The 18,891-nt window shown below is 24.7% G+C and carries 14 protein-coding genes and 1 pseudogene; 10 read left to right on the forward strand and 5 right to left on the reverse strand.

All coding sequences use genetic code 11. The annotated features are described in order from the left end of the window. Positions 1-2: 2 nt before the first annotated feature. Positions 3-998: a 6-phosphogluconolactonase gene (gene pgl, locus U0T55_01365; protein XBC42577.1), complete on the reverse strand. Its 996-nt coding sequence runs from the start codon at positions 996-998 to the stop codon at positions 3-5. Positions 999-2,004: 1,006 nt separating this feature from the next. Here pgl and U0T55_01370 point away from each other — a divergent pair. The 4 genes and pseudogenes from U0T55_01370 to gap all read left to right on the forward strand — a co-directional run bounded on the left by U0T55_01370 (position 2,005) and on the right by gap (position 6,554). Further along, complete coding sequence (locus U0T55_01370; protein ID XBC42578.1) at positions 2,005-3,207, forward strand: FtsX-like permease family protein; 1,203 nt, start codon at positions 2,005-2,007, stop codon at positions 3,205-3,207. Then, positions 3,200-3,888: pseudogene (gene lolD, locus U0T55_01375) on the forward strand (lipoprotein-releasing ABC transporter ATP-binding protein LolD). Before U0T55_01370 ends, lolD begins: the two are co-directional and overlap by 8 nt. Positions 3,889-3,903: 15 nt before the next feature. Next, positions 3,904-5,142, forward strand: a complete 1,239-nt coding sequence (locus tag U0T55_01380) for an FtsX-like permease family protein (protein XBC42579.1) — start codon at positions 3,904-3,906, stop codon at positions 5,140-5,142. A gap of 419 nt (positions 5,143-5,561) precedes the next feature. Next, positions 5,562-6,554, forward strand: a complete 993-nt coding sequence (gap, locus tag U0T55_01385; GenBank protein ID XBC42580.1) for a type I glyceraldehyde-3-phosphate dehydrogenase — start codon at positions 5,562-5,564, stop codon at positions 6,552-6,554. Positions 6,555-6,704: 150 nt separating this feature from the next. On the opposite strand, the gene fldA is transcribed toward gap, so the two are convergent. Beyond that, the gene (fldA, locus tag U0T55_01390) at positions 6,705-7,223 is read right to left on the reverse strand and encodes a flavodoxin FldA (GenBank protein XBC42581.1); all 519 of its coding nucleotides are present in this window, start codon (positions 7,221-7,223) and stop codon (positions 6,705-6,707) included. Between the two features lie 269 nt (positions 7,224-7,492). Between fldA and phrB the strand changes: the two genes are divergently transcribed. The 4 genes from phrB to sucB all read left to right on the forward strand — a co-directional run bounded on the left by phrB (position 7,493) and on the right by sucB (position 14,032). Beyond that, a complete protein-coding gene (phrB, locus tag U0T55_01395) occupies positions 7,493-8,923 on the forward strand; it encodes a deoxyribodipyrimidine photo-lyase (protein XBC42582.1) in 1,431 nt (476 codons plus the stop codon). Between the two features lie 18 nt (positions 8,924-8,941). Next, complete coding sequence (locus tag U0T55_01400; protein XBC42583.1) at positions 8,942-9,685, forward strand: Nif3-like dinuclear metal center hexameric protein; 744 nt, start codon at positions 8,942-8,944, stop codon at positions 9,683-9,685. Between the two features lie 355 nt (positions 9,686-10,040). Beyond that, the gene (locus tag U0T55_01405; protein ID XBC42584.1) at positions 10,041-12,800 is read left to right on the forward strand and encodes a 2-oxoglutarate dehydrogenase E1 component; all 2,760 of its coding nucleotides are present in this window, start codon (positions 10,041-10,043) and stop codon (positions 12,798-12,800) included. Positions 12,801-12,814: 14 nt separating this feature from the next. Next, positions 12,815-14,032: a dihydrolipoyllysine-residue succinyltransferase gene (sucB, locus tag U0T55_01410; GenBank protein XBC42585.1), complete on the forward strand. Its 1,218-nt coding sequence runs from the start codon at positions 12,815-12,817 to the stop codon at positions 14,030-14,032. A gap of 81 nt (positions 14,033-14,113) precedes the next feature. Here the strand turns inward: sucB and U0T55_01415 are convergent, their stop codons facing one another. Beyond that, positions 14,114-14,608, reverse strand: coding sequence for an OmpA family protein (locus tag U0T55_01415; GenBank protein XBC42586.1), 495 nt, complete (start codon positions 14,606-14,608; stop codon positions 14,114-14,116). A 720-nt stretch (positions 14,609-15,328) separates the two neighbouring features. On the opposite strand from U0T55_01415, the gene gpmA reads away from it, so the two are divergent. Together gpmA and pfkA are read left to right on the forward strand one after the other, a co-directional pair. After that, positions 15,329-16,021 carry a 2,3-diphosphoglycerate-dependent phosphoglycerate mutase gene (gene gpmA / locus U0T55_01420; GenBank protein XBC42587.1) on the forward strand — a complete coding sequence of 231 codons (693 nt, stop codon included), beginning with the start codon at positions 15,329-15,331 and terminating at the stop codon, positions 16,019-16,021. A 178-nt stretch (positions 16,022-16,199) separates the two neighbouring features. Then, a complete protein-coding gene (pfkA, locus tag U0T55_01425; GenBank protein ID XBC42588.1) occupies positions 16,200-17,162 on the forward strand; it encodes a 6-phosphofructokinase in 963 nt (320 codons plus the stop codon). Positions 17,163-17,520: 358 nt separating this feature from the next. Here the strand turns inward: pfkA and U0T55_01430 are convergent, their stop codons facing one another. Next, complete coding sequence (locus U0T55_01430) at positions 17,521-17,955, reverse strand: hypothetical protein (GenBank protein ID XBC42589.1); 435 nt, start codon at positions 17,953-17,955, stop codon at positions 17,521-17,523. 118 nt (positions 17,956-18,073) lie between these two features. Further along, positions 18,074-18,838: a triose-phosphate isomerase gene (gene tpiA / locus U0T55_01435; GenBank protein XBC42590.1), complete on the reverse strand. Its 765-nt coding sequence runs from the start codon at positions 18,836-18,838 to the stop codon at positions 18,074-18,076. Positions 18,839-18,891 lie beyond the last annotated feature (53 nt).

The following is an 18,891-nucleotide window of genomic DNA, read 5'->3' on the forward strand; positions in this document are numbered from 1 at the left end:
CATTATATTGTATAGATAGATATCCATACAGGTCTACTTCCAGTAGGATATCTATTTTTAAATGTTAATAATCCTGTTTTAGAACATATATTATAAACACTAATGCTATTTGATATTTCTCCAGAAACAATCAAAATTTTTCCAGTTGTATCGATGCAAAATGATCTTGGTTGTGTTTCTGTTTGAATATATCCAATTATTTTTATATTATTAACATCTTTATCATTTTTTATAATTGCGATACTGCTATTACTTCTATTAGAAACGTATAAGTATTCTTCACACAGAGAAATATGAAGATCTGACGACCATGCGCAATGCATAAATTCATGTGATATGACATTGACATTTTTCAAAAATGTAATAATATTGCATGAATTGTTTACATACCATATACTTATAGTTCCATTTAATTCATTGACGCTAAATAAACGATTAACACTTTTTTGGAAAATCATGTGTCTTGGGCCAGAATTATTTTTTACTGATATAAATTTGCATTTATTCTCTAAAAGTACTCCTGAATTTGTAAAATTATATAAATAAATTCGATCTTTTTTAAGAGATGATACAAATAAATTTTTATTGTTATAATGCATTAATGATGCATGACATCCTTTTATTTCATGTATAGTTTGTATAATAGGTTGAGGAATTCCATATGAGTTCATTGCAGAAACGTTTATGCAGTTAAAATGATAAGAACTAGAAAACAAATATCTTTCAGTCTTATCTATTTCAAAATGATTAATACTACAGAAAATGTTAGAATGTCCTATTTGTGTCAAAGTGCCATCTGTTTCAATTTGATATGTATAAATAGAAAATTTAGGACGTATACCTAAATATAAACGTTTTGTATTTTTTACGATGAGAATAGGTTGAGGTTCGCCATCAACTTTTACAACTTGAATTAAGTTTAGAGACATATCAGGATTTATTTCCCATACCTCTATTTGTTGACTGTTTGCGCTAGAGACATAAAGTATTTGTTTCATGCATCAATTCCTAATTGAAAGTGACAGATAATATAGGTATATTATGTGTTAACTAATATAAAACATCGTTACTAATTTATCATTTAATATTTTAAGCTATAGCATGTTTATTAAAAACAAGTTTATTTTCAAAAATATAAAAATTTAAAATATTATATATACTATATTGGTAATATTTTGGTATCTCTTTAATATAAATTGAACTTATAAAACATAATATAATTTTTTAATACAAAATAAACTAAAGTACGTATAAGTCAATATACACAATAGTACTTATTAGAATAACAAGTAAAGAACACAAGTATAGTATCAATTTATTAATTAAAGAAAATTATACGTATAATTTATATATAAATGTTTATTTAAAGGAAGTTAAAAAGATTAATTAATAACGTATGTTCTATAATATTAAAAAAATTATTTATTTTATACTTAGTATATTTTAATATGTATTATGTTTCACTTACAAAAAATATATTTTAGAGCTGTATTATTTATTTATCTTCATATTATACATTCAAAATATAAAATTTTTATATTTTTTAAATGAACTATTTAACATGACACAATAGCATTTCATACATTTTATGTACCATATTTAAATCTTTGTTATATAAAATAAAACATGATATTTATCATGTATAAAATAAATATCTATAAAATATTAATTATGATTTTTATTTTTTATTTATAATTAATTTAAGTTTAGAATATAATTTTATTACTTCTCTCTTATTGATATACTTTTTAAAAATCTATACAACTATTAAATAAATTTTTTAATGTTCATATGTTATTTTTTATTTAGATAATAAGAACGTTTAATCTGTATTACAATACTAATAAATTTAATATTTTATCTGCATTAATTAGAATAACAGAAATAATTTTATATTCTTTTATTAACTATAATTCCTATTTCAATTTTAATTGTCTCTTAAATTTAAAATATTAATAATATTTCCACTGTTGTGAAAAGTTTTTTATTACAAGAAATATTTATATGAATTTATTGATTTCGTTTTTCATTGGATTTCGTTATTTTTTTAGCAAATCTAGAACTTTTCTTAATAAATTAACCAACATATTATCTATTATGAGCATGTCATGTGGGGTATCTGCTGTAATAACTATCATTTCTATTATGAATGGATTTGAAAATGAATTTAAAAATCGCATTTTAAATTTTATTCCTCATGTTATTGTTAGTAAGAACAGTAACAATATGAACAAATTTAGTATTAACAAACATGACTTAGTTTCAAAATATGTAAAAAAAATATCTGAAATAATTATTAGCGACGTCATTGTTCAAGGTAATTCTGAAATTTCTATTGGTTCAGTGTTATCTATGAACCATAAACAATACAACGTTTTTAAACCTTATTTAAGAAATAACAGTTATTTAAAAATTTTAAATAAAAACAATTATGATGCGATAATAGGGCAAGGATTGGCAAACAAATTAAATATTCATATTGGTGATAAATTCACATTGATTTTTCCGAATTTTCGTCCATTTTTTTTATTTAAAAATATAACTAATAGGCGTATATTCAAAGTGATTGACACTTTTATTACTAATACTGAAATTGACAGTTATCAAATATTAGTAAATCATCAAGATTTATCTACCTTTTTGTGTTATCCAAAAGATCACATTACAGGATTACGATTATGGTTAAAAGATCCGTTAGACATTGATAATTATTTAGAGCATCTACATTTACCTGGTATAAAAATAAAGAATTGGAAACAAAGTAGGGGTGAATTATTACAAGCTGCAAAAATAGAAAATTATATGATGATATTTTTGTTTAGTCTAATTGTCATGGTGTCTGTATTTAGTTTATTTGTATCTATTAGTTTATTTATTATGAATAAAGAAAAAGATATTGCTATATTTCAAACATTAGGTTTATCTAAATGTAATATTATGTTAGTTTTTATATTTCAAGGAATGCTAAGTGGCATAATAGGGATATCATTAGGTACAGTATTGAGTTTTTTAATTATGAACGAAACAATTGGTATTATGTCTATAATAAAACTATTTTTTCCAAATATTTCATTACCTTACGTTATTTTTCCTCATCAAATTATAACAATTGATGTGATATCTACAATATTTATTTTATTATCTACCGTTTATCCCGCTTGGAAAGCAACTACAATATTTCCATCAAGAAGGCTAGCTTATGAATAATGTAAACTTGTTAAAATGTAGTTCTATATGTAAATATTATCTCAATGGAACAGTAAAAAATTATATTTTAAAAAATATCTCATTGGTATTGAAAAAAGGTGATATGCTTTCTATAATCGGTTCTTCTGGATCAGGAAAAAGCACCTTTTTGCATATTGTAGGAGGCCTTGATTCTCCTAATTCAGGAGAAATTTTTTTTTAGGCCAAAATATACATAGTATTTCTAATAAAAAACAATCTATATTAAGAAATTGTCATTTAGGCTTTATATATCAATTGCATCATCTACTATCGGACTTTAATATCATTGAAAATGTTACTTTACCTTTACTTATTCAAAAAAAAAATAAGTCGTTTGCATTTGAAAAAGCATATAATGCTTTAAAAAGTGTAGGAATAGAAAAAAAAATTAAAAATTTTCCTTCAGAATTATCAGGAGGAGAACGACAAAGAGTAGCCATTGCCAGAGCATTAGTTACGAAACCTAGTCTTGTTATAGCCGATGAACCAACCGGAAACTTAGATAAAAACAATTCCAATCGAATTTTAGATCTATTTTTTAATCTTAACAGCACATATAAAATTACTTTTTTAATAGTCACACATGATATGGAATTTTTTAAAAATATACCGTTAAAGATGAAATTGAAAACTGGAACGTTATATAAAATAGATTCTTAGACAGGAAATTATAAAGTGATTTATTTATCTTTTTTAATATCTAAAAAACTTAACATTCAGTTTAAAAAAAACAGTATAACCTATTTAGTTTCTATTGTTTCTAAAATTGGTATATTCTTAGGAGTATTAGTATTAATCATAAGTTTTAGTGCATTAAATGGATTCAAATTTGAATTAAATAATAGAATTTTATCAATACTTCCACATGGTGAAATCCTACCTACCAAATATCCGTTTCAAAATTGGAAAAAAATTAAAAACTTATTAAAATTTTCACCCGACATTATATCTATAGTACCATATGTAAGTACTACAGCATTAGTAAATCACATAAATGGAATTAAAGGGATTCAATTAAAAGGATTAAACTTTGATAGTAATCATGAACCAAATAATTTATATAAATTTATAAATAAAAAAACATTGAAAAAAATAAAAAAAAATGAATATCAAGTTATTCTTGGAAAAAGCATAGCAACATACTTATCTATTCATAAAGGAGATTGGATAAATATTGTTTTTTCTGATAATTATCATTCTTCAACATTATATCCTAAATACATTTTTTTACAAGTATTGGACTTTTTTAATATAAATAGTAGTTTGGATGATACATTAGCGTTAGTTCCTATGTCTGATTTACAACGATATTTAAATATGCGTTCTAATATTTCAGGATTAGAACTATCTATAAAGGATCCATTTGATGGAAATAAAATTTTTAAAAAAATTCAACATAACTTACCAAATAATTTTATTATTAAAAATTGGATGATAGAATATAATTATATTTATCATGAAATTCAATTAGTAAAAACTATTATTTATTTCGCTATGATATTAATTATTATTATTTCTTGTTGTAGTATAGCTTCGATTACTTTATTCAATATATCAAAAAAAATAAAAAGCATTGCAATATTTAAAACTTTAGGAATAAACAATAATTCGATTAAGTTTATACTATTAATATATGGCATAAAATCCATATTTAAAATTGGATTATTATCTTTGTTACTAAGCATGATATTATTATTCAATTTTCAGTATTTCATATATTATATAGAAAAATATTTAGGTTACAAATTGGTATCTAGTGCTGTTTATTTTATTGACTTTATCCCTATTTCTATTGCTTTTTCAGACATTTTTTTAATATTTTTCATACTTTTTTTAATAGGATTTATAACTAGTTATTATCCTGCAAATTATGCTAGTAAAATTGATCCTGCAACAATTTTAAAAAAATATTGAATACGAATGCACTGCATTAAAATGTACTTAAACATAAAAATATAGTGAACTACATATTAAATTTTTTAATTAAAAATCATTAAGGTAAATAATGCAGGTAACTAACCGAAGACTGAAAAATACACGTTATAAAAAGCACAAAAGAAAAATTCATCAACGTTTTCGAAAAAATATTTTTGAACGCGAAATTAAAAAAATATTTTTTAATACACAATATTTTTTAAATAAGATAAAATCTTTTTTTATATGACATACATCGCATATTCATATTATTTAAAAAGAATAATAGTATTAGTTATAAATTTCTTAAATGATCTAAGATCATAATTTTGTTATTAGACTATTATAAATGACAATGTTTAAGATGTTTTTATATATTTTTTAAAATTCTTAATGTTACAATAATAATTGGTATAAAAATGACTATTAAAGTTGGTATTAATGGATTTGGACGAATAGGAAGAATGGTGTTTAGATTAGCTCAAGCTCGTTCTAATATTGAAGTATTGGCTATAAACGATTTCATTGACGCAAAATATATGGCATATATGTTAAAATATGATTCTACGCATGGACATTTTTCTGGAGCTATAAAAGTTAAAGACAACGTTCTTATTGTAAATAATAAAAATATCTTGATAACTAATGAAAAAAATCCAGAACGTTTATTATGGGGAGATTTAAATGTTGACATAGTAATAGAATCTACGGGAGTATTTTTAACCACTAGCGAAGCATGTAAACATATACAATCTGGCGCTAAAAAAGTAATAATAACTGGTCCGTCAAAAGATGATACTCCGATGTTTGTAAAAGGTGCTAATTTTGAAAAATATTCAGGTCAAAAAATAGTTTCAAATGCATCTTGTACCACTAATTGTTTAGCACCTATAGCAAAAATAATAAATGATGAATTTGGTATTATAGAGGGATTAATGACAACAGTTCATGCTACTACTGCCGCTCAGAAAACTGTAGATGGATTATCGTATAAAGATTGGAGAGGGGGTAGAAGTGCATTGCAAAACATTATTCCTTCTACGACAGGAGCAGCTCAAGCGGTTGGAAAAGTGTTGCCTGAATTAAATAAAAAATTAACAGGAATAGCTTTTCGTATTCCTACAGCTAATGTTTCTGTAATAGATTTGACTGTTCGTCAAAAAAAATCAGCTACTTATTCAGATGTTTGTCAAAGAATTAAAAATGCTTCTGAAGCAGATATGAAAAATATTATTGGTTATACTGAGGAACCAGTTGTATCAACAGATTTTAATGGAAGTGAACTAACCTCTATTTTTGATGCTACAGCTGGATTACATTTAAACAATAATTTTATGAAATTAATAGCTTGGTATGATAATGAAACTGGATATTCTAGTAAAGTATTGGATTTAGTAGAATTAATTTATTAAAAGTAGAAAATTTAATATTGAAGTTTTGTTTAAAAAATATATAAATTTCATACTGACATTATATCTTGTAATGTCATATGAAATTTATAATAAATAAGATATTTAAAAAGTAATATTATTGTAGTATATATATAAACAAAACATGTATATTTATGTCATTTGTAATTCTTTTTTTAATTGTTGTGTCCATTCAATAACTCTTTTTTCGCTTTTTTTTGGTTGTCGATCTTCATCTATAGCTAATCCTAAGAAATATTGATTATTATGTAATGCTTTAGAATCATCAAAAAAATAGTCATTAGTTGACCATTTTCCGATAAAATTTACATGTGTTTTTTTAATATTATTAAATAATATTCCCATTCCATCACAAAAATATTCAGAATAATCTTCTTGATCCCCACATCCAAAAAAAGCAATAGTTTTGTTATAAAAATTTATTTTTTTAAAAATTGGTAAAAAATCATCCCAATCACATTGTAGCTCGCCATAGTACCATGTAGAAACCCCTAATATAATAGTATTATATTGTTCTATATCTTCTTGTTTAGAGTCAGCAATATCATAAATAGTAGAAATATTTTTTCCAAGACATGTTTGAATACGCGTAGCTATTTTTTCTGTATTTCCTGTATCGCTACCAAAAAAAATGCCTATATCAGTTGTCATATATAATCCTATTTAATACAATGAAACATTTATTAATATTTTTAATAAATGTATATGTTATATAAAATTTGTAATGTTTTTAATTAAAATAGCTCACATATCAAAAAGTAAAGTAGATATATTATAATATTGTAATATAAATTATTATTTCATTATTAGATATATTTTACATTAATTTTAAAATTAAAATAGCACTATTACTTCATAATATATGCGTAAAAAATAAATATAATGACAATGTTTTTCTAATAAAGGAATTTATTAATATAATGACAATTAATCTTGTTTGGTTTCGAAGTGATCTACGTGTGCGTTATAATCCAGCGCTTTATTTTGCTTGCAAAAATAATGAATCGATTGTATTGGCTTTATTTATCTCCTCTATGAAACAATGGAAACTTAATTTGTTTTCTTCCAAAAAAATCAGTCTAATATATAAAAATGTTATTTCTTTAAGAAAAGAGTTACGAAAACTTAATATTATTCTATATTATTATGAATCTACTACTTTTTCAAAATCAATAAATTATCTCGTTCGATTTTGTAAAAAAAATAAAGTAAACAATCTATATTACAATTATGAATATGAATTTTTTCATCAAAAAAGAGATATCATGGCAATGAAGATACTTAAAAATAATTCTATTTTTTCGTATGGATTTCATGGTTCTACATTGATACAACCTGGAATAATTACAAATAAAACAGGAAATATGTATAAAAAATATAGTTTTTTTAAAAAAAAATGTATTCAAATATTAGCAACAAAACAATTAAATTATATTTTTAAAATTAAAAAAAGAAAAAAAATTGTCAACCATTCTAACTACAAAATTCCATCATTCCGTTTTTCTCTTGAAAAGTTTAATGAACAATTATTTCCAATAGGAGAAAAAAAAGTAATTAAAAAATTAAAACTATTTCTTAAAAATAAATTAAATAACTATAATAGTGACCATAATAGTATTTCATTAAATAGTACTAGCATGATTTCTGCTCACTTATCTATTGGAGTAATATCACCTTTGCAATGTTTATTACTTTTATTTAAGTATCGTTTTAATGTACATAAATATTCTGTCGAAAAGTGTTTGTGGATCAACGAATTAATTTGGCGCGAATTTTTCAAACATTTATTATATTTTTATCCATTACTATATAAAGAAACAATATTATGCAATTGGGAAAAAAACATAACATGGAAAAATAACAAAAAACATTTTAATGCATGGAAAATAGGAAAAACGGGGTTTCCTATTGTAGATGCTGGTATGAGGCAATTAAACCAAATAGGATGGATACATAACCGCTTACGAATGATCACTTCTAGTTTTTTAGTAAAAAATTTATTAATTAATTGGAAAAAAGGAGAAAAATATTTTATGTCGCAGCTTATTGATGGAGACGTGGCATTAAATAATGGGGGATGGCAGTGGATATCTTCAGTAGGTAGCGATAGTGTTCCGTATTTTCGTATATTTAATCCTATTTTACAATCTAAAAAATTCGACCCAAAAGGGGTATTTATCAAAAAATATGTTCCTGAATTAAAAAAAATTTCTTCAGTTAGTATTCACGATCCCAATTTATGGCATGAAAAAGTAAAAAAAGAAATTAATTATCCTCAACCGATTATTGACTTTTCTCATTCTAGGAGAGAGACGTTAACAATATTTAGGCGTGCAAAATATAAATTATAATTATATGAAAACTAATTTATGAAAAACATTACGTTAGAAAAAATTATTAATAAGAAACTTAATTCTTGTCAAATTCATGATGTTATTCCAAACGGATTACAAATAGAAGGAATTCAAGAAATTAAAAAAATTATAACTGGAGTTACAGCGTGTCAAGAATTATTAGATGCTGCAGTCAAAAAAAGAGCTCAAGCTGTAATTGTACATCATGGATATTTTTGGAAAAATAGCGAAAGAACTATTACAGGAATACTGAGAAATAGAATAAAAACTATACTGGAAAATAATATTAATTTGTATTGTTGGCATTTACCTTTAGATCTTCATTCTGAATTAGGAAATAATGTTCAAATAGGAAAAATTCTCCAACTGAAATTAAAAGGGTATATATTACCATTAGTACCTTGGGGAATTTTCGAACAAGCAATGACTGAAAAACAAATATTAAATATAATAACAAAAAAGTTTAATAGATTACCTTTTCACTATAAATACAATGCATCTAAAACTATCCGCAAAGTAGCATGGTGTAGCGGAAAAGGACAGGGTTTTATCCACTCTGTTGCGCAACATGGAGTTGATGCATTTTTAACTGGTGAAGTATCGGAAGAAACAATCCATGTTGCTAAAGAAAACAATTTTCATTTTTTTTCGATAGGACACCATGCTAGTGAATGCGGAGGAATAATAGCTTTGACTAATTGGTTAAAAAAACTAAGTGATTTAGATGTTACTTTTATTAATGTTCATAATCCCGTTTAACGCGATTATGCATTAATTAAACATAATTTTATATGTTTAACTTAATTTTATTAAAAAGTATTGGAAAATAATATATCTTGATAGTTTTCTTTTTTTTGTAACAATATATTTTTTCTAATTATTTAAAATTTGTTAAATCTTATATATATGTTTTGAACTATAACAAATTTTATTTGAGTAACGATATAAAAAAATAAATGTATAATATTATTGGTAATATTTATCATTTTTTAAAATAAAAATTTATATAATAGACTTATTATATGTTAAATTTATCAATTTTTATTGTGGAAAATTTATAACGATATTCAATTAAACGTTATCTCCTAAATTTTACTACTGATTAAGGATAATTATGCAAGAAGATGAATTTAAAAGAAAATTAGATCTTTTGTGTTTAACACAAGTTAATGAACGTTATTTAAATAATATGCATCAAAAATTTTTAAAAAATCCTAATTCTATAGAAGAATCGTGGCGTTCTTTATTTTTAGAATTATCGTATATAACTAGCAAAAATGATAAACCAAAAATATGCCGAAGTAGAAGTGTTGAAAATCAAATAAACATTAAATATATAGCATCTAATATAATTAGTACTTTTCGTAACGCAGGACATATATATTCGATTTTAGATCCATTAAATTTAAAAAAATACAAGCCTTTTCCTAAACTAGAAGTCTTTTTAAATAAAAAAAACGTTGAAATCATTGATCAACCCTTTTCTTTAAAACTTTCAAATTTTTCTTTCCATACAACTACTTTAAAAAAATTATATTCTATGCTATTTAACATATATTGTAATAATATAGGATATGAATATATGCACATTAGTTGTTTAGAAGAGAAAAAATGGATTCAAAATTATATTGAACGTGATTTCAAAAAACATGTATGTACCTTACAAGAAAAAAAATGTTTATTAAACAATTTAATTTCAGCAGAAACATTAGAAAAATATTTTTCTTTTAAATTTCCTGGGTCAAAACGTTTTTCTTTAGAAGGAGCAGAATCATTAATACCTATGTTGCAAGAAGTAATTCATTGCGCAGCTAGACACAATATTAAAAAAATTATATTAGGTATGTCTCATCGAGGTAGGTTGAATGTATTAATTAATATTCTTGATAAACCAATTCAAAATGTATTTAACGAGTTTTTTGAAATTACTAAAAAACAAAATTTTACAAATGGAGATGTAAAATACCATATGGGTTTTAATAAAGATAAAATTACTCGGTTTGGAACTATCAATTTAGACTTGAAATTTAATCCCTCACATTTAGAAATTATTAACCCAGTTGTAGTTGGTGCTACTCGAGCATATCAAGACAATATCAAAAAACATGATAAAAAAAATATTTTTTCCTTAGTACTGCATGGAGATGCAGCTATTTCTGGTCAGGGTGTAGTACAAGAAATTTTAAATATGTCTCGAGTTAGAGGATATAAAGTAGATGGGACTATGCATATAGTCTTAAACAATCAAATAGGATTTACTACATCTGATTCTAACAATCTAAGAAGCAGTAAATATTGTACTGATATCGCTAAAATGATTGAATCACCTGTATTTCATGTTAATGCTGATAATCCAGAAGCAACATTATTTGTAATACGCTTAGCTACTAGTTTCAAAAATCGTTTTAAAAAAGATGTATTTGTAGATCTTGTTTGTTATAGACGTCACGGGCATAACGAAGTAGATGATCCATTTATTACACAACCAATTATGTATTCAGTAATTAAAAAACATCCTACTGTATGCAGTATCTATAATAAAAAGTTAATAGAAACACAAGTTATTAATCAAGATTATATAAATAATACTATAAAAAAATATAAAACAAAGCTTGACGAAAAGTATTCGGAATATATAAATGGAATAGAACTAAAATATAAACATTCATCCCATAAAAATGATTCCATTATAATTTGTTCTAAAACAATTAAAAAACCTTCTGAACACGATTTAAAAAAACTAATTAAAAAAATTAATATTTTTCCACCTAATATTACAATTCACAGTAGAGTTTTAAAAATATATAACGATAGATTAAATATGGCAAATGGAAACAAATGTATAGATTGGGGCGCAGCTGAAGCATTAGCGTATGCTGCTTTATTAAATCAAGGAATTTCTTGCCGATTATCTGGTGAAGATGTTGGTAGGGGGACGTTTTCTCATAGACATGCTATTGTTTATGATCAAATAAGTGGTATTTCATACATTCCTTTGCAACATATACATGATCAACAAGGAAAATTTTATATTTGGGATTCTGTATTATCAGAAGAAGCAGCATTAGCTTTTGAATATGGGTATTCTATTAGTCAAAAAAATACATTGACTGTTTGGGAAGCGCAATTTGGAGACTTTACTAATGGAGCACAAATTGTAATTGATCAATTTATTTGCTCCAGTGAACAAAAATGGGGTATTTCATGTAATTTAGTACTATTATTACCACATGGATATGAAGGACAAGGACCGGAACATTCTTCATCTCGATTAGAGCGATATCTTCAATTGTCTGCTGAAAACAATATAAAAATTTGTATACCTACAACTGCTTCTCAAATGTATCACGTATTATATAACCAATTATATGATTCTGTGGTCAAGCCTTTAATTATTATGACACCTAAATCTCTTTTACGGTATCCATTGTCTTTTTCACCTTTATTAGAATTTTCAAAAAATAATTTTCAAACAGTTATTGATGAAATTGATGACATAAATATTACATTTGTAAAAAGAGTTATTTTATGTTCTGGAAAAATATATTACGATTTATTAAATCAAAGACGTATCAATCGGCAAACTAATGTAGTTATTTTGAGAATAGAACAACTATATCCATTTCCCAATAATACTTTATCAAAAATACTACAATTATATTCGAATATTAATGATTTTATATGGTGTCAAGAAGAACCGTTAAATCAAGGTGCATGGCTTCATAGTAAATATTACTTAAACAAAATATTATCTAGAACATCTTGTTTGGATTGTATAGGACGTCCTGAATCCTCATCTACTGCTACCGGATATATGAATGTTCATAAAAAACAACAGAAAAAATTAGTATATGACGCTTTAAACGTAAGTTAAAATAAGAGATAATAATGAATAGAATGAACATTCTTGTTCCTGAACTTCCTGAATCAGTCAACGAAGCTATCATTGCATCTTGGTATAAGAACCCTGGCGATTCCTTGAAAGAAAACGAAATATTAGTAGATATTGAAACTGATAAAATAGTTCTAGAAATACCATCATTGTTTGATGGAATATTGGAAGACATTATTGTAAAAACAGGGCAAAAAGTAATTTCAGGTCAAATTATAGGAACGTTAATTAAATCAGTTGTTAATAATCATTTATCAATTAGTAATCATAGTAAAAATGAAATCGTTGAAATACAAAAAACATTCACCCATCCTAAAAATTATCTTAGTCCTATGGTAAGGCGGTTAACTTCAATACATCATCTAAAAAATATTTATATTCAAGGTAGTGGAATAAAAGGTCGCATCACTCGCGAAGATATAATGAAATATATAAATAAAAACAACTTAAATACAAAGGTCTATGATAAACACAGTGATGAGTATCAAAAAACACTTAAAGAAAAAAATAATGATCGAAATGTTAAGCGTGTAAGAATGAGCGAGTTAAGAAAAAAAATTTCTGAAAGACTATCAGCATCAAAAAATAATTCAGCTTCGCTAACTACCTTCAATGAAGTGAATATGGAATCTATTTTAAATTTAAGAAAAGAATACGGAGAATTATTTAAAAAAAAATATAATATTAAGTTAGGATTAATGCCTTTTTATGTAAAAGCCGTTATAGAAGCGCTAAAATGTTTTCCAGAAATTAATGCTTCAATTGATCGAGACGATATTATCTACTATAAATATTTTGATATTAATATTGCTATATCAACACCTCGCGGATTAGTAGCTCCTGTACTAAAAAATGTCAATTTAATGAGTATGTTTGATATTGAAAAAAATATCCAAATACTAGCTATGAAAGGAAAAAATTCTAAATTAACTATAGACGAGTTACAAGGAGGAAACTTTACCATTACTAATGGTGGAATTTTTGGATCTTTATTTTCTACTCCGTTAATTAACCCGCCTCAATCAGCTATTTTAGGTATACATGCTATTAAAGAACGACCAATGGTTGTAAAAGGTAGCATAAAAATACTCCCTATGATGTATGTAGCATTAACATATGATCATCGTTTAATAGATGGAAAAGAGTCAGTAGGATTTTTGCTAAGAATAAAAGAACTATTAGAAGATTTTAATAGAATTACCATTAATGTATAATATATAAATATTATCATTAAATATACAAAACTATTTTTGGTGCTATGATAAATCTTAGCACCAATAAAAACATTGTGTTTATTAATATATTATAACTGCTCTTCTATTTTTTGAATAGGCCTCTTCTGTATTCCCAATTTTCGCTGGTTTTTCTGAACCATAAGATACGGTAGAAATTTGATTAGATGGTATGCCTTTACTTTCTAAATATAATTTTACTGCTTCAGCACGACGTTTTCCTAAATCGATGTTATATTGTTTTGGCCCTCTTTTATCAGCATGCCCTTCAATAACAACATTTATTTCGGGATGATTATACAAGTACGTAACAGCACTATTCAATATTTTAGAAAATTTTGCATTTACATCAGCTGTATTTAAGCCAAAATAAATTGTATTATCTTGCTGTACGTCATCAAATGGTTTAATAATATTAGAATCTTCTTGAGCATCTACTACTGGATTATTTTGATCCGCAATTATTGGATTAAGTTTATCCTTCTGAAAACTACATGAAAACATTGCTATTATTGGTAAAAAAAGAGTTAGTATTTTAAACATTTTATTTAATTTCATTCATAGTTCCTATGATTAAATACGTTTTTATATTATTTTAAATATTATATATTACAGATTTTAAAATATGTGATGTTAATGTCAAACATAAATATATAAAATTATTTTAATATATATTTAATGTTAATATTAATAATAATGACATAAAAATATATTTATGTTTTTTATTTATTAAAGTATAATTTTAAAATTACTTGATATTCTATAAATTTTATATATAAAATAAATTTTATTTTAATCTATATTTATACTTTTGTACAAATACTAAATTATACGAAAATATTTAATTTATATAAATAATGATACTTTTTGATTAAATTATTTTTATACATAAATAATAAAAATATATACAATAAAAACATTCTAACAAATAATAACTCATTTGAATTATGGTATACAAACTATAAATTTATTATACATTAAATACAATTTTTAGTTGAAAGTTAAACTAAATTTTTAATAAAAAATAAAAATATAATGTTATTACTTTTATTACTAAACGTATTTTATCATGAATTTAACAAAATATTGTTAAACATTTACATAGTTATTTAAAAATTTTATAATGTTATGCGATATATAAGAACTTATATTTTATATATAACATTACTTTAGAAAAACAAAAAATATTATTCTTTCATAAAGTAATAAGTATTTCTTTTAATTATATAAAACGATATCGAGTATTATCAATATACATAATTACAAGGTTAAATTATTGTGAAAATACACAAATTAGTTTTAATGCGACATGGTGAAAGTGAATGGAATAAATTAAATAAATTTACCGGATGGACAGATATAGATTTATCTGAAACCGGGATAGTTGAAGCTGTAAAATCTGCTAAACTATTAAAATCAAAAGGATTTCAATTTAATTATGCATATACGTCTGTCTTAAAAAGATCTATACATACTCTTTGGACCATCATAAGATATCTGAATTTATCGTGGATTCCAATAGAAAAATCTTGGCATTTAAATGAACGTCATTACGGTTCTTTGCAAGGATTAAATAAAAATGATGTAATTGAGAAATATGGAGAAATACAAGTTCAACAATGGAGAAGGGGATTTAACATTTCTCCTCCAAAAATAAGTATTTCAGAAAGAAAAATTTTAGCATTAGATCCTAAGTATTCTACTATAAATATTCATGATATTCCATTATCCGAAAGTCTAAAATCTACATCTAAAAGAGTTATTCCTTTTTGGGAAGCATGCATTTTTCCTAATTTTAAAAAGGAAACTAAAATTATTATAATAGCTCATGGAAATTCTCTTCGCGCATTAATCAAACATTTAAGCGATATAAACGATCAAGAAGTCATGAATTTAAATATTGCTACTGGCGTTCCTATGGTATACGAATTTAATAATTGTTTTGAACCTATAAAATATTATTATCTATGATAATTTGTAATATATTAACATTTTAAACATATAATATATATGTTTAATCACTGTTATAAAAAACTGACAGTAAAATTTATTTTCAATGACATTATATTACAATATTTTAGTTATTAATATTAGTTTAGATATTATATCTTGACATAAAGCTTATTCAGTAATGATTTTAGAGAATAATATGATTAAAAAAATTGGTGTACTAACTAGCGGAGGCGATTCTCCAGGTATGAATGCAGCTATTCGGGGAGTAGTAAGAACTGCATTAAGTAAAAATTTAGATGTGTTTGGAATATACGATGGATATCTTGGATTATATGAAGATAAAATGATAAATTTAGATCGGTATAGTGTTTCTGATATGATTAATAAAGGAGGTACTTTTCTCGGATCTGCTCGTTTTCCTAACTTTTTAAAGGAAAATGTAAGATGGAAAGCTATTGAAAACATGAAAAAACGTAAAATAGATGTTTTAGTAGTAATTGGTGGAGATGGTTCATATATAGGTGCTAAAAAATTAACAGAAATGGGGTTTCCTTGTATCAGTATACCAGGAACTATAGATAACGATGTAGCAGGCACTGATTATACAATTGGATACTTCACGGCATTAGAAACAATAGTAGAAGCAATAGATAGATTAAGAGATACGTCTTCTTCTCATCAAAGAATTTCTATAGTAGAAGTAATGGGACGACATTGCGGAGATTTAACTTTGGCTGCAGCTATAGCAGGAGGATGTGAATTTATAGTATTACCTGAAATTAATTATATACAAGAAGAATTAATAAAAGAAATTGAAGCGGGAATTAAAAAAGGCAAAAAGCATGCAATAGTAGCTATTACTGAATACATTTGTGATGTTGAACAATTGGCAAAACATATTCAAAATGCAACAAAGCGAGAAACGCGAGCAACAATTTTAGGTCACATACAAAGAGGAGGTGCTCCAGTAGCTTTTGATCGAATTTTAGCTTCTAGAATGGGTGAATATGCTGTAGAATTGTTGTTACAAGGATATCAAGGTAGATGTATTGGAATTAAAAATGAAAAAATGGTAAACCATGATATTACCGATGCTTTAAAAAATATGAAAAGACCATTTAAATTTGATTGGTTGGTTACTGCAAAAAAACTATACTAACAAACAATATCTGTACCTCGTCATCTATGCATTTGTCAATTTTAAGATTATTAAAGTTAAAATTTTAATTTAATCCTATACCAAAGGAATTTTCGCATGAGTGATGAAAAAAAAATTGTATTATGGATGCAATGCATTTTTGAATTTCTTGGTACAGGATTAATAACGTTACTAAGTTGTAGCTATATTGCATCGCTAAAATTAACAAATGGATTTGATCATTCATGGAAAATGAGTGTTGTATTAGGATTAAGCACTTGTATAGCGATATACATTAGTATATTCGTATCTGGTGCACATCTAAATCCAATTATTACTTTGTTATTTTTTTTATTTTTTGATTTTAATACTAAAAAAGTTATTCCTTATATTCTGTCTCAAATATTTGGTTCTTTTTTTTCTTCAATGTTAGTATATGAATGGTATTATCACTTATTAATAAACTTTGAGCAAAAAAAAAAATTATAAGAGGTAGTTTAGATAGTTTAGAATTAGCTTCTATTTTTTCTTTTTTTCCAAACAACAAAATAAATATAATACAACTTTTTACAATAGAAATTATTATTTCTTGTATATTTATATTTGTAATTTTAATTTTAAACGATAAAAAACGAAGTTTTTTCGTTAAAAGAATTATTTCTCCTATATTAATAGGTATATTAGTTTTTATAATTGATTTTTGTATTTCTCCAATAACTAATTTTACATTAAATCCTGCGCACGATATTGGATCTCGTATATTTGTTTTTTTATTTGGGTGGGACAAAGTAACATTTGCAAGTGGATTCAACATAATTTATTTCTTTGTTCCTATATTTGGAACGATTATAGGATCAATTATATCTTGTTATATTTATATGTATATTAAAAAACTACATTTTTTATGAATAATTCATTTCAAGAATACAGATCTATTCCACAATAGAAATTGTGGTTAATATTTTTAAAAAACGATGTAAAGATAATGCCGCTGAACCTATCAAAAAACCATCAATTTCAGTAATACTACATAATTCTTTAATGTTATTTTCGTCTACAGAGCCGCCATATTGAATAAAAAATTCCTTATTATTTATATTTTGATTTTTTAGAACATAATTTTTTATAAAAGAACATGTATCTTTTATAAAATCAAGTGATGGGATTTGTCCTGATCCAATAGCCCAAATAGGTTCATAAGCTATGATTGTATTACAAAAAGCTTGTTTTCCTAACAAATGAAAAATAACATCTATTTGATGTTTACATATTTGTTGCGTCATACCAGCATCATAATCTTCTTTAGTCTCTCCAATACACAATATTGGAATTAGTTTAGCATCCTTTACAATTTTAAATTTTTTTGCAATTAATAAATCATTTTCTTTATGATATAGTTTTCTTTCAGAATGTCCAATAATAATATATTCAACATTTACATCCTTTAACATAGCAATTGAGATTTCTCCAGTAAAAGCCCCGTTTAAATGTATATCAACGTTTTGTGCTCCTACTATAATATTTGTATTCATAACAATATTATGCGTTTGATATAAATATGTAAAAGGAGGAAAAATAATTAGTTTTGATGCTATTTTATTTATTTTTACAAAATCAACTATAGGTTTTAATAAATTTTGGAGTAAAACTGTACTTCCGTTAAGCTTCCAGTTAGCTGCAATTATTTTTTTGGTCATGACCATATCTCATATAAAAGATAACTAAGTTACTAATTAAATATTGTCGGTTA

It is taken from the genome of Buchnera aphidicola (Kaburagia rhusicola ensigallis) (assembly GCA_039830025.1).
In the GTDB taxonomy this organism is placed as follows: Bacteria; Pseudomonadota; Gammaproteobacteria; order Enterobacterales; family Enterobacteriaceae; genus Buchnera_B; species Buchnera_B aphidicola_AW.

Excerpts from the sequence above, each read along its gene's own strand:
- pgl (XBC42577.1), bottom strand. The coding sequence starts at position 998 with ATGAAACAAATACTTTATGTCTCTAGCGCAAACAGTCAACAAATAGAG.
- U0T55_01370 (XBC42578.1), top strand. The coding sequence starts at position 2,005 with ATGAATTTATTGATTTCGTTTTTCATTGGATTTCGTTATTTTTTTAGC.
- gap (XBC42580.1), top strand. The coding sequence starts at position 5,562 with ATGACTATTAAAGTTGGTATTAATGGATTTGGACGAATAGGAAGAATG.
- fldA (XBC42581.1), bottom strand. The coding sequence starts at position 7,223 with ATGACAACTGATATAGGCATTTTTTTTGGTAGCGATACAGGAAATACA.
- phrB (XBC42582.1), top strand. The coding sequence starts at position 7,493 with ATGACAATTAATCTTGTTTGGTTTCGAAGTGATCTACGTGTGCGTTAT.
- U0T55_01400 (XBC42583.1), top strand. The coding sequence starts at position 8,942 with ATGAAAAACATTACGTTAGAAAAAATTATTAATAAGAAACTTAATTCT.
- U0T55_01405 (XBC42584.1), top strand. The coding sequence starts at position 10,041 with ATGCAAGAAGATGAATTTAAAAGAAAATTAGATCTTTTGTGTTTAACA.
- sucB (XBC42585.1), top strand. The coding sequence starts at position 12,815 with ATGAATAGAATGAACATTCTTGTTCCTGAACTTCCTGAATCAGTCAAC.
- U0T55_01415 (XBC42586.1), bottom strand. The coding sequence starts at position 14,608 with ATGAAATTAAATAAAATGTTTAAAATACTAACTCTTTTTTTACCAATA.
- pfkA (XBC42588.1), top strand. The coding sequence starts at position 16,200 with ATGATTAAAAAAATTGGTGTACTAACTAGCGGAGGCGATTCTCCAGGT.
- U0T55_01430 (XBC42589.1), bottom strand. The coding sequence starts at position 17,955 with ATGTTGAATCCACTTGCAAATGTTACTTTGTCCCACCCAAATAAAAAA.
- tpiA (XBC42590.1), bottom strand. The coding sequence starts at position 18,838 with ATGACCAAAAAAATAATTGCAGCTAACTGGAAGCTTAACGGAAGTACA.